12 protein-coding genes are annotated in these 12457 nt (G+C 64.5%); 10 read left to right on the top strand and 2 right to left on the bottom strand.

Annotation, left to right across the window (positions count from 1 at the left end; translation table 11 throughout):
* The coding region (locus ON44_RS34780) for a serine/threonine-protein kinase (RefSeq protein WP_040698596.1) at positions 1-1279 on the bottom strand (1279 nt) is incomplete at its 3' end.
* Between the two features lie 428 nt (positions 1280-1707).
* On the opposite strand from ON44_RS34780, the gene ON44_RS50770 reads away from it, so the two are divergent.
* The gene (locus ON44_RS50770; protein WP_157187426.1) at positions 1708-1854 is read left to right on the top strand and encodes a hypothetical protein; all 147 of its coding nucleotides are present in this window, start codon (positions 1708-1710) and stop codon (positions 1852-1854) included.
* A gap of 220 nt (positions 1855-2074) precedes the next feature.
* Positions 2075-3559 (top strand): glyceraldehyde-3-phosphate dehydrogenase, encoded by a 1485-nt coding sequence (locus tag ON44_RS34775; RefSeq protein ID WP_040698595.1) that lies wholly within the window; start codon positions 2075-2077, stop codon positions 3557-3559.
* A gap of 274 nt (positions 3560-3833) precedes the next feature.
* On the opposite strand, the gene ON44_RS34770 is transcribed toward ON44_RS34775, so the two are convergent.
* Entirely contained in the window at positions 3834-4688 is an 855-nt protein-coding gene (locus ON44_RS34770; RefSeq protein ID WP_040698592.1) for an alpha/beta fold hydrolase, read from the bottom strand.
* A 76-nt stretch (positions 4689-4764) separates the two neighbouring features.
* On the opposite strand from ON44_RS34770, the gene ON44_RS49610 reads away from it, so the two are divergent.
* From ON44_RS49610 to ON44_RS34730, 8 genes are all read left to right on the top strand, one after another.
* Complete coding sequence (locus ON44_RS49610; protein WP_218007693.1) at positions 4765-4926, top strand: hypothetical protein; 162 nt, start codon at positions 4765-4767, stop codon at positions 4924-4926.
* A 106-nt stretch (positions 4927-5032) separates the two neighbouring features.
* Complete coding sequence (locus ON44_RS34760; protein WP_040698591.1) at positions 5033-5305, top strand: hypothetical protein; 273 nt, start codon at positions 5033-5035, stop codon at positions 5303-5305.
* Positions 5306-5412: 107 nt separating this feature from the next.
* Positions 5413-7083 (top strand): ribulokinase, encoded by a 1671-nt coding sequence (gene araB, locus ON44_RS34755; protein WP_040698590.1) that lies wholly within the window; start codon positions 5413-5415, stop codon positions 7081-7083.
* Positions 7080-7775 carry an L-ribulose-5-phosphate 4-epimerase gene (locus ON44_RS34750; protein WP_051182758.1) on the top strand — a complete coding sequence of 232 codons (696 nt, stop codon included), beginning with the start codon at positions 7080-7082 and terminating at the stop codon, positions 7773-7775. The genes araB and ON44_RS34750 overlap by 4 nt, the downstream gene beginning before the upstream one ends.
* A 31-nt stretch (positions 7776-7806) precedes the next feature.
* Positions 7807-9201, top strand: coding sequence for an L-fucose/L-arabinose isomerase family protein (locus ON44_RS34745; RefSeq protein WP_040698589.1), 1395 nt, complete (start codon positions 7807-7809; stop codon positions 9199-9201).
* A gap of 16 nt (positions 9202-9217) precedes the next feature.
* A complete protein-coding gene (gene chvE / locus ON44_RS34740) occupies positions 9218-10312 on the top strand; it encodes a multiple monosaccharide ABC transporter substrate-binding protein (RefSeq protein ID WP_040698588.1) in 1095 nt (364 codons plus the stop codon).
* A 101-nt stretch (positions 10313-10413) separates the two neighbouring features.
* Complete coding sequence (gene mmsA / locus ON44_RS34735; RefSeq protein WP_040698587.1) at positions 10414-11967, top strand: multiple monosaccharide ABC transporter ATP-binding protein; 1554 nt, start codon at positions 10414-10416, stop codon at positions 11965-11967.
* The coding region (locus tag ON44_RS34730; RefSeq protein WP_040698586.1) for an ABC transporter permease subunit at positions 11964-12457 on the top strand (494 nt) is incomplete at its 3' end. The genes mmsA and ON44_RS34730, both read left to right, overlap by 4 nt.

Below are 12457 nucleotides of genomic sequence, written 5' to 3'. Positions count from 1 at the left end.
TCACCCGATCGATTACCCGGTCGGCGACGTATACGTCTCCCGCCCTGTCGACCGCCACACCATGGGGATCCTTCAGGCCGGTGAACGGCAGCGGGGCTGGCGCCGACGCGCCCGCCGCCAATTTCATCACCCGATCGTTACTCGTGTCGCTGACGTATACGTTGCCTGCCGTATCGACCGCCACACCGGTGGGCAGGGTTACGTCGGTGAACGGCAGCGGAGTCTGTCGCGAGTAGGCCCCGGCGACAGGTGGGGGCGAGTTGCCACCGCCGCCTGATTCTCGTTGGACACCAATGACGACAGCTACGGCGGCCACCACCGCAACCGCGACCGCGGCGGCGAGCAGCCCGGCGGTCTTGGGCGACAATCTGATTCGCCGCGCATGGCGCGCAGCCACACCCCCGGTAGTGCTGACCGCAGAATCGTCTACCACGGCGCAGGCCGCCGCGGCCAGCTCGCGCACAGTCTGGTAACGCTTGTCGGGGTTTTTGGCCATTCCCTTGGCGATGACCGCATCGAACGCAGGCGGTACATCCGGTGTGGTGGTGCTGGGACGCGGCGGCGGGGTGTGCAGGTGATGGGCGATCACACCCTGCACTCCCGCTGAACTCGTAAACGGCGGCCGGCCGGTCAGGCACTCGTACAGCACGCACGTCAACGCGTATACGTCCACTCGGGCATCGGCCTTGATCTCCGAGCCGATCTCCTCCGGCGCCATGTAGGCGATCGTGCCGATGGTCTCGCCGATCGTGGTCAGCGTACGGTCGTCGGCGGCGTGGGCGATCCCGAAGTCGATCAGGGAGGCGAACTCATCGGCCCCTAGCAGGATGTTGGTGGGTTTGACATCGCGGTGGACCAGCCCGGCGTCGTGGGCCGCCTGCAGCGCGCCGGCCACCTGTGCGATGATCGCCACTGCTCGCCGCGGCGACAGGGCCCCTTCTTGCGTGATCACCTTGCGCAGGTCGGTGCCCTCGATCAAGCGCATATTCAGATAGAGCCGACCGTCGATGTCGCCGAAGTCGTGGATGGGGATCACATGCGGCTCGGTCAACTGCGCTACCGCCCGGCACTCCCGGCGGAACCGCTCGCGCAGCTGTTCGTCATCGGCGAAGCGCTCGGGCAACACCTTGAGCGCCACCACCCGGTTGGTCAGCGAATCATGCGCTCGCCACACCTGGCCCATGCCGCCCTGGCCCAGCAGCGACAGAAGCCGATAGCGTCCGAACGTCTCCGTTGACTCCCGAGTGGCGTCCCCGCCACTCACTTCCGTGTCATCCATTGTGCCGTCCCGTGACCACCCGAGTGGCAAACGGTGTACTCGCTTGCATTCCAACCCTCGCCCGCGAGCGGGTGGCCCACTAGTTGATTTAGCCAAGCCGACCGTCGAGAGTCGGCGCTATCGTCGACGCGCGAATTTCCCAGCCATGCTCGAGCCGGCAAGTACGCGGCCGGGCACTCCCCCGCCACCGGTGCGAGTGCGCGGATCGTGTCCAGAAATCCGCCAACAAACCTCTAGCAACTTCAGCGTACCTCTGAGCCATACGATCAACTTCGTGAATCCGGCCGTCCAACACCACTCGGAGGCCTGGGCCATCTTGCATAAAAGGCCCGTCCGACAGCGCACCCGATTGCGATGCTTGGTGCTCGAACCGCTGCACTTCCATGCCCACGCCGAAGTCTACGATCGCGCCGCCAACCGGCCGCGCTATGGCAACGACTCCACGACGCCGGCTACTGCGTCGCGGCACCCAGGTCGTCGAAATCGGCGCCGGCACCGGGCTAGCAACCGGGCCGATGCTGCAGACCAGCGCCATCGTCACCGCGGTCGAGCCCACCCGCCTGCGCTGCCGCTAGCCGGAAGCGGCCTACATCGGCAGCGCTGAAACCGCACCGCTACCGCCGGCCGCCGTCGATCCCGCATCGCAGCAGCGACGGCATGCGCGGATTTCTTTTGCCCGCATATCAGCTTCTCGACGGACGCCGACCTCACAACTGGGTATCGGGGCCTTGTGATAGCGCGGCCCTGGATAGCATCGATTCTCGTACAGATCGAGGAAACGCCGAGGGGCTTGTGTTGACTACCGACCATCTTGACCGCTGGAACGCTCACGAGGCTTCGGCGGAGGCGATGATTCCGATCATTGGCAGGCTGTATCGCGAGAAGGGGGTGACCATCCTCCTGCACAGCCGGTCACTGGTGAACAAATCGGTGATCAGCATTCTGCGGACGCATCGGTTCGCGCGTCAGATCGAGGGTGAGGAACTGTCGATCGAGGAGACCCTGCCGTTCCTCGAAGTACTCAGCGCGTTGGATCTGGGTCCCTGCAAGATCGACCTCGGCCGATTGGTCATGGCCTATCGAACCGACGGTCGCGAACTGTCGATTCCGGAGTTCACCGCCGCGGTGCTGGCCGATGTCACCGACGGCAACAAGGCCGAGGCGCAGGGCCCACGCGACGTGGTGCTGTACGGCTTCGGCCGGATCGGTCGTCTGGTCGCTCGGCTGCTCATCGAGAAGGTCGGGTCCGGCAACGGGCTGAACCTGCGGGCCGTGGTGGTGCGCAAGGGTGCCGAGGGTGATCTGGCCAAGCGCGCGTCGCTGCTGCGGCGGGATTCGGTGCACGGGCAGTTCAATGGAACGATCAAGGTCGACGTCGAGAACGACACGATCATCGCGAACGGCAACGTCATCAAGTTCATCTACAGCGATGATCCGACGACGATCGACTACACCGAGTTCGGGATCAACGAGGCGATCCTGATCGACAACACCGGTAAGTGGCGTGACCGTGACGGCCTGTCGCAGCACCTGCGGCCCGGCATCGCGAAGGTCGTGCTCACCGCGCCCGGCAAGGGCGACGTCCCGAATATCGTGCACGGCGTCAACCACCGCGACCTCGATCTGTCGGAACAGATCTACTCGTGCGCTTCGTGCACGACCAACGCGATCGTGCCACCGCTCAAGGCGATGGATGACGAGTACGGCATCGTCCGCGGTCACGTGGAGACGGTGCACTCGTTCACCAACGACCAGAACCTGCTGGACAACTTCCACAAGGCCGACCGTCGCGGCCGCTCCGCCCCGTTCAACCTCGTGCTCACCGAAACCGGCGCCGCATCCGCGGTCGCGAAGGCAATGCCGGACTTCAAGGCCAAGATCACCGGCAACTCGATTCGCGTTCCTACCCCGGACGTTTCGGTCGCGATCCTGAACCTGCAACTCGAGCGAGAGGTCACGAAAAGCGAAGTGCTCGAGTACCTGCGTCAGGTGTCGCTGGCCGGCCCACTGAGCCGCAACCTCGACTACACCGCCGCCACCGATGTGGTTTCGAGCGACTTCATCGGCTCCCGAGCAGCATCCATCGTCGACGCCAACGCCACCATCGTCGACGGCGACACCGCAATCCTTTACCTCTGGTACGACAACGAATTCGGCTATTCGTGCCAGGTAGTGCGGACGGTGCAGTACATCTCGGGCATCGAGTATCCGACCTACCCGCAGTTGGGCACACAGGATCGCGCCGCCGCTGCGCCTACTCCCGCCGTAGCCGCGCGGTAATCGCACCATCCCACGTTCAGCCGAAACCTGGTCGGCCATCGCGGTTTTCCGCGACGGCCGACCTCGGCCGTGCACTCGAGAAGCATCTGTCGGTCGCCCCAGAAAAGCTGGCGACGTCGGTGGCCGACTTGTTCGGGCTTATTCACCCGCTATCGGGGCATCGAATCCCGCTGCGCCCGAACAGCGACGACCTGCCCCGCCTGTAAGGCCGGCACCATCCGCTAGCACGATGTCGGAAAACACATGGGGTGGTTCGTCGGCATACCAGTGGCGGTCAGCTCAGGAATTCGCGGACGGCACCGAGCCACTGGTCTGGCTGATCGATGTGGGCCATGTGGCCTGCCTCGTCGATCACCACCGGCTGTGCGGAGGGAATCAGCGCAACAGCCTCGGTGGTGAGTGTCGATGGGAAGATCATGTCTTGTCGACCGTGTAGCAGTAACAACGGGACGTTGAGCTCGGCCAATCGCCGCGCCGCGTTTTCGTATCGGGGCGAGGGCAATGTGCCTGCCAGCATCGGCCGCATCCATTCGGCGGAGAACCGGATGGCCGCGAGACGCCGCAGGTAGTCAGGTAGGGCTGCCGCCCGCCAGATATTGGCCGAAGCTCCGGCGATGGCTGCTGCGCGAGTAAGTTCGGCACCGGCCGACATGCGGTCGGACCATACCTGCGCCTCCCTGGCGCGGCGCTCGTCCCGGACCCGCCATCCGGCGAAGGCGTCTGCGGGCACCGGCAGGATGCTGCTGGACGCAATGATCAGCCGTCGTACCCGGTCGGGTGCATCCACGGCGAGACGTTGGGCGATCAGGCCGCCGTATGAGAACCCCAGCACGTCGACTCGGGCGACACCGTATGCATCGAGCAGCGCCGTCAGATCCCCGACAACACTGTCCGGGGTGTATTCGTCGTCTCGAAGTCCCCGGGTGGAACGGCCGCAGCCGCGCAGGTCCGGCAGTATCAGCCGATGCGTCCCGGCCAACTCGACCAGTGGTTCGCGCAGATAGCTGTGGTCCCAGTCCGGTCCACCGTGGATGACCAACAGCGTGCGCTGCGCTGGACCGGCGGAGTGTGCGACAAAGAGCATCACCTCGGGATCCGCGGACACTGGCACGACCTGCTCGACGAACACTCGGCTCAGTCTGCCATCCGCTTGCGCGCCAATGGTTTATCGTGTGGCCGCGTAGGCTGGCGGCATACTTCATCACGTGCAGGTGGGATGCCCGGTAGACACAACGGCCGATGCCCTGGTGGCCGCCGGGTTTCCGGTCGAGTGGGCCGATCCGGCCGAGATCCCCGGACGCCGCCGCTTTCACACGCGCGATGGCGTCGGCAACCGGCTGGAATTCCTTGCCCCTGAAGGCCACTGAACAACCGGCTGGATGCATGATCCACTCAGACTGCCGCACAACGAGATTCAGCGCGAAGGTCCCCGAGCCGAGTTGTGGCGATTGATACACGCGCACCGCCGGTAATGTGTCCGTCGTCGACTATGACCGAGGCTCGCGCGATGAGCACCTCATGCGGCGCTGCGAGCTGCTCGTCGTAGTTTGGACGGCGGACACCCACACCTCTTCGGGTGTGCTGCGCATCTCGAACGTGACCTGTTCCCAGGTGACCTTCGCGAAACCGGCCGATGTCAGAAGTTCGTCGAGCCCCGGTGACGCGTGCGGCCCGGTCGTCATGTCGCCGACCCAGCCGCTACACCACATCGGCGAGTGCTTCATCGCCAAAGGATGGATGTCGTAGACACGCCTCGACGTGAGCGATCACAACTTACGAAATGAGCGAGTCCTTGACACGGAGCAAATGTTCGCGCTAACAATGTTTGCGTTAACATTGTTAGGAGCGTCACAGTGGCGGACAGGTATGTGGTCGGTGTCGACTTCGGCACGTTGTCCGGGCGGGCAGTTGTGGTCAGGGTGCGGGATGGGGCCGAGTTCGCCAGTGCGGTAACCGAATACCGGCACGGGGTCATCGATCGGAATTTGCCGGTGAGCGGCCCTGAGCTTCCTCCGGATTGGGCGCTGCAGGATCCTGAGGACTACGTCGATGTGTTGCGGACGGCGGTGCCTGCCGCGCTGGTCGAATCGGGGGTCGACCCGGCTGACGTCATCGGAATCGCTACGGACTTCACGGCTTGTACGGTGCTGCCCACCCTTGCCGACGGAACACCGTTGTGCCGGGTGCCGGAGTTCGCGGCGCGTCCGCATGCGTATCCGAAGTTGTGGAAACACCATGCGGCACAAGCGCAGGCCGATCGGATCAACACCCTCGCCCACGAACGGGCCGAGCCGTGGATCAACCGGTATGGCGGCAAGATCTCGGCGGAATGGGAGTTCGCCAAGGCGCTGCAGATGTTGGAAGAGGATCCGCAGATCTATGAGCGGACCGAACGTTTCATCGAGGCGGCGGACTGGATTGTCTGGCAGCTGTGCGGTCAGGAGACGCGAAACGTCTGCACAGCTGGTTACAAGGGAATTCACCAGAACGGAAGCTGGCCGAGCAGCGACTACCTCGCCGCGCTGAATCCGGACTTCGCCGACTTCGCCGTCGGCAAGCTGGTCCACCCGCTGTCCCCGCTCGGAGGCCGTGCCGGAGGCCTGACCGAGCGGGCAGCGGGATGGACGGGACTGCGACCCGGGATCGCGGTCGCGGTGGGCAATGTCGATGCGCATGTCACCGCGCCCGCCGCGCAGGCCGTCGAGAACGGGCAACTGCTCGCGGTGATGGGGACGTCCACCTGCCATGTCATGAACAGTGATCACCTTGCCGAGGTGCCTGGCATGTGCGGGGTGGTGGATGGCGGAATCATCAGTGGCAGTTGGGGTTACGAGGCGGGGCAGAGCGGTGTCGGCGATATTTTCGCGTGGTTCGTCGACTCGTCGCTGCCGGGGCGCTATCACGCCGAGGCCGCCGCGCTCGGCATGGACACACACGCCTATCTGAGTGATCTGGCACGGCAGCAGCGGGTCGGTGAGCACGGCCTGGTCGCGCTGGACTGGCACAGCGGAAACCGCTCGGTGCTCGTCGACCACGATCTGTCCGGGATCCTCGTCGGCCTCACCCTTGCGACAAAACCCGAGGACATCTATCGCGCATTGCTGGAGGCCACCGCCTTCGGCACCCGCACCATCATCGAAACCTTCAATGCCGCAGGCGTTCCCGTTCGCGAACTGGTGATTGCCGGTGGCCTGCTGAAGAACTCGTTGCTGATGCAGATCTACGCCGACGTGACGCGGTTACCGCTGTCGATCATCGGCTCGGATCAGGGCCCGGCGCTCGGCTCGGCCATCCATGCCGCTGTCGCCGCCGGGGCCTACCCGGATGTCCGCGCCGCCGCCAAGGCGATGGGCCGGGTGCACCGCAACGCCTACCTCCCAGATCCCGACCGCGCCGCCGCCTACGACGCCGTCTACGCCGAATACCGAGCCCTACACGACCATTTCGGCCGCGGCGGCACCGAAATGTTGCACCGGCTGCGGCGCATCCGTAACGACGCACGAAGGGAAGTCGCCACCGCATGAACGAGCGCAGCGAGCGAACCGTAGGCACAGCCGAGCCAACCGCCATCACCGGCCTGCGCGAGCAGCTGGTCGATCTGCATCGAGAACTGCTGCGCTGGGGGCTGGTGGTGTGGACCGCGGGCAATGTCTCCGCCCGGGTACCCGGCGAGCAGCTGCTGGTCATCAAGCCGAGCGGCGTGTCCTACGACGAGCTCACCCCGAACTCGATGGTGGTCTGCGATTTCGACGGCAACCTGGTCGAAGGCGATCTGTCACCGTCCAGCGATACCGCCGCGCACGCCTATATCTACCGGGCGATGCCCGAGGTGGGCGGAGTGGTGCATACCCATTCGACCTACGCGAGCGCGTGGGCCGCACGCGCGGAACCGATTCCCTGTGCGCTCACCGCCATGGCCGATGAGTTCGGCGGCGAAATTCCGGTCGGCCCCTTCGCGCTCATCGGCAACGACGATATCGGCCGGGGTGTGGTCGCGACGCTGTCGGGCCACCGCTCCCCCGCCGTCCTGATGCGCAATCACGGCGTCTTCGCGGTCGGCCGCGACGCCCGCGCCGCGGTCAAGGCGGCCGTCATGTGCGAGGACGTGGCTCGCACCGTGCATATCGCGCGCCAACTCGGCGAACCGGTCCCCATCGCGCAGGCCGATGTGGACAGCCTGCACGACCGCTACCAGAACGTATACGGCCAGCACTGATTCCGGCCGCCGACAAAGGAGTACCTCCTCGATGAACCCGAAACCACGCATCGGCCTACTCGGCATCATGCAGGCCCTCTACGACGACATGATCCCGGGCATCGCCGAGCGCCAGGACCGCTACGCCCACGATATCGCCGAACAACTCGCCGATCTCGCCGACTGGACCGTCGGACGCCCCGTCAAGGACCGGCGTGACGCCGAGGCGGTCATGCGCGAATTCGTCAATGCCGATCTCGACGGCGTCATGGTGGTGATGCTCACCTACGGCCCGGCGATGCGGGTGGCCCGGTTGTTCAACGAGAACCGACTTCCGGTGCTACTGGCCAATATTCAGCCCGAACCGGCCGTGACCCCAGCCTGGGATATGGCGGATATGACCTACAACCAGGGCATTCACGGCGCTCAGGACACTGCGAATGCAATGGTCCGCGCCGACCGTCCGTTCACCGTCGTGACCGACGATTGGCGCACACCGGAATTCGCTGTGCGCGTTGATCGTTGGGCGCGGGCCGCGCGCGCGGTCACCGCCTGGCGGTCGCTCAAGGTCGGCGTATTCGGTTATGCCATGAACGATATGGGCGATATTCGCGTCGATGAGAACGCGCTGTTGCGGGCGCTCGGGCCGGAGATCAGCTTCGTCGCCCCCGGCGACCTCTACCGCGGCAGCCAGGCGGTGACCGATGACGACGTAGCGGCGCTGCTGGCTTGGGAGGACCGGGAATTCGCGATAGATCCCGCACTGACCGGTGCGGAACGCGAAGACCACGCCCGGATGCAGATCGCAATCGAACGCATTCTCACCGACCGCGGCTACGGTGCGTACTCGACACATTTCGACGCGATCGGCGAGGACGGCCGGTTCCAGCGGCTGCCGCTGGCCGCGGCATCGAGTCTGATGGCCAAGGGGTACGGCTATGGCGCCGAAGGCGATGCGATGGCAGCCGCCATGGTCTACGCGGGGCATCAGCTGATCGGCGACGGCCATTTCACCGAGATGTATGCGATGGACTTCCCCTCCGACTCGATTCTGATGAGCCATATGGGCGAGGGGAATTGGCGGATCGCGCGCACCGATGAGCCGGTCCGGCTGATTCGGCGCGAGCTCGGCATCGGCAAGCTCGACGAGCCGCCGACCTTCCTGTTCCGCTACCGGCCGGGGCCCGCGACGCTGGCCTGTCTGGTTTCGCTCGGTGGCGAAAAGTTCCGGCTGGTGGTGGCGGAGGGCAATGTGCTCGACAGCCAGGAACTGCCCGCACTGGAGATGCCCTACGGCCAGTTCCGCCCCGCGAGCGGTGTTCGGGCCTGCATGGACGGCTGGCTCACCGCGGGCGGGCCGCATCACCAGGTCATGAATATCGGCCACCACGCCGCCGACTGGCAGGTCTTCTGTCAGCTCGCCGGCATCGAGTTCGTCCAGGTCTAGTCAAGGAGTTGTGCCCATGCCCACTATCAACCGACGCGGACTCTTCGCCGGCGCCGCCGGTGTCGCGGCGCTGTTGGCCGCGGCCGCGTGTTCCGTTGAGGACAGCGGGAATTCATCCGCGGCCGGCGGCATGATCGGCATCGCCATGCCGACGAAATCCTCCGAACGCTGGGTCGCCGACGGCAACAATATCGTCAAGCAGTTCAAGGACCTCGGCTACGACACCGATCTGCAGTACGCCGAGGACGTCATCGAAACGCAGGTTTCGCAAATCGAGAACATGATCACCCGGGGTGTCAAGGCACTGGTGATCGCGGCGATCGACAACAAATCGCTCACCGGCGTACTGCAGCAGGCCAAGACGAACAAGATCGCGGTGATCGCCTACGACCGGCTCATCCGCGACACCGCGAATGTCGACTATTACGCCACCTTCGACAACTTCAAGGTCGGTGTGCTGGAAGCGAATTACATCGTGGACCGGCTCGGACTGCGGGATGGCAAGGGCCCGTTCTCGATCGAACTATTCGCCGGTTCCCCCGACGACAACAACACCTACTACTTCTTCAACGGCGCCATGTCGGTGATCCGGCCCTATCTCGACTCCGGCAAGCTGGTGGTCCGCTCCGGGCAGACCGCCATCGATCAGGTGACCACGCTGCGCTGGGACGGCGCCACCGCCCAGTCCCGGATGGAGAACCTGCTCAGCGCCAATTACTCCACCACGAATATCGATGCCGTGCTGTCCCCCTACGACGGCCTCAGTATCGGCATCGTCTCGGCCCTCAAGGCGGTCGGGTACGGCAGGGGCGATAAGAAGATGCCGGTCGTCACCGGTCAGGATGCCGAGAAGGCGTCGGTGAAGTCGATCATCGCGGGCGAGCAGACCATGACCGTCTTCAAAGACACCCGTGACCTCGCAAAACGCGCCGTGCAGATGGTCAATGCGATCTTGACCAGCGGCACCCCGGAAACCAACGACACCACCTCCTACGACAACGGCGCCAAGAAGGTGCCGTCGTATCTGCTGCAGCCGGTCTCGGTCGACAAGGACAACTACCGCAAGGTGCTGATCGACTCCGGCTACTACTCCGAGCGCGACTTCGCCTGACGACCAGGAAAGGGCTGCCCGCATGGCCGAGTCAGGGGCCGGAGGAGGCAGCCTGCGTAACCACGGAGGCTGCCTCGGGCATGCAGAAAAGGACACGGCCCATGACCAAGCACATTCTCGAAATGCGCGGAATCACCATGGAATTCCCGGGTGTGAAGGCGCTGGACGCGGTGGATTTCGCGGTGGCCGACGGCGAAATCCACGCGCTGGTCGGCGAGAACGGCGCGGGCAAATCCACGCTCATGAAGGTGGTCAGCGGCGTCTACCCGCACGGCTCCTACAGCGGACAGATCCGCATGGACGGTACCGATGTGGCGTTCAAGGATATTCGCGGTAGCGAGTCGGCGGGAATCGCGATCATCCACCAGGAATTGGCGCTGGTGCCGCAGCTCTCGATCGCGGAGAACATCTTTCTCGGCAATGAACGCCTGCGCAGCTGGACCGTCGACTGGCACGAGACCAATCGGCAGGCGATGCTGCTGATGCGGCAGGTCGGTCTCGTCGAGGATCCCGAAACCCTGGTCGCCGCTTTGGGTGTCGGTAAACAGCAGCTCGTGGAGATCGCCAAGGCGCTGTCCAAACAGGTGCGATTGCTCATTCTCGACGAACCGACCGCGGCACTCAACGAGACCGACAGCGCGAGCCTGCTCGCGCTGTTGCGGCAGCTGCGCGAGCAGGGCATCACCTCGATCCTTATCTCGCACAAGCTCAATGAGGTGCTCGAGGTCGCCGATTCGATCACCGTGCTGCGCGACGGCCGGACCATCGAGACCCTGGACGCGGCGGCCGCGGAGGTCACCGAGGATCGCATTATCAAGGGGATGGTCGGGCGCGATCTCGACCACCGGTTCCCGCCGCGGACCGATCCGCAGATCGGCGAGGTGTTCTTCGAGATCGCCGATTGGAATGTCGATCACCCGACCATTGCCGATCGCCGGATCGTCCGGGACGCCGCACTCAACGTGCGGCGCGGTGAGATCGTCGGTATCGCCGGATTGATGGGTGCCGGGCGCACGGAATTGGCGATGAGTGTCTTCGGCCGGTCCTACGGCCGCAATATTCGCGGCACGATCCGCAAAGATGGCGCAGTACTGCGAATTTCGTCGGTGCGCGATGCGATCGGCGCCGGGATCGCCTATGTCTCGGAGGACCGCAAGCAATACGGATTGATCCTCGATGAAGACATCCGACGCAATATCACCCTGGCCAATCTTCCCGCGGTCTCCCGGCACACCGTCATCGACACCCACCGCGAGATAGTCGAAGCCGAGCGCCTGCGCACCCGGCTGACGGTGAAGACGCCGACGGTATTCCAGAAGGTGGGCAACCTCTCCGGCGGAAACCAGCAGAAGGTCGTACTCGGCAAATGGATCTTCACCGAACCCGATCTGCTGATCCTCGACGAGCCGACCCGCGGTATCGACGTCGGCGCCAAATACGAGATCTACCTGATCGTCCAGCAGCTCGCCGCCGCCGGAAAAGGCGTGCTGATCATCTCCTCGGAGTTGCCGGAATTACTCGGCCTGTGTGACCGCGTCTACGCGATGAGCCAGGGCCGCATTACCGGTGAACTCCCGAAACACGAAGCCACACAGGAGGCTGTCATGAAACTGATGACACGCGGAACCGCCACTGCCGAGGTGGTATCCGAATGACGTTGCTGGACAAGCTCGAAGACGACGACTCCGCCGAGGTCATCGCGAAGGCCGTCGAGCAGAAACAGGTCGGCGCGCTCGCGGCCCTGCGCCGCACCCTGCGCGGCAATGTGCGCCAATACGGCATGATCGTCGCGCTCGTGGTGATCACGCTGCTGTTCCAAATCCTCACCACGGCGAAACTTTCCGACGGTGTCAGCCTATTGACGCCGCTCAATGTCACGAATGTCATCCTGCAGAACGGCTACATCCTGGTGCTCGCCATCGGGATGATGCTGGTGATCATCAATGGGCACATCGACCTATCGGTCGGATCACTGTGCGCACTTGTCGGCGCCGTGACCGGTATCGCCATCGTGCAATGGCACTGGCCATGGCCGCTGGTCGTGCTGGCGGCCATCGCGATGGGTGCGGCCATCGGTGCCTGGCAAGGGTATTGGATCGCCTACGTCAAAATTCCGGCGTTCATCGTCACCCTGGGCGGCATGCT

Origin of the sequence: Nocardia vinacea NBRC 16497 (genome assembly GCF_000308835.1) — a bacterium.
Lineage (GTDB): Bacteria > Actinomycetota > Actinomycetes > Mycobacteriales > Mycobacteriaceae > Nocardia > Nocardia vinacea.
This window is presented reverse-complemented; position numbering and strand designations above follow the sequence as displayed.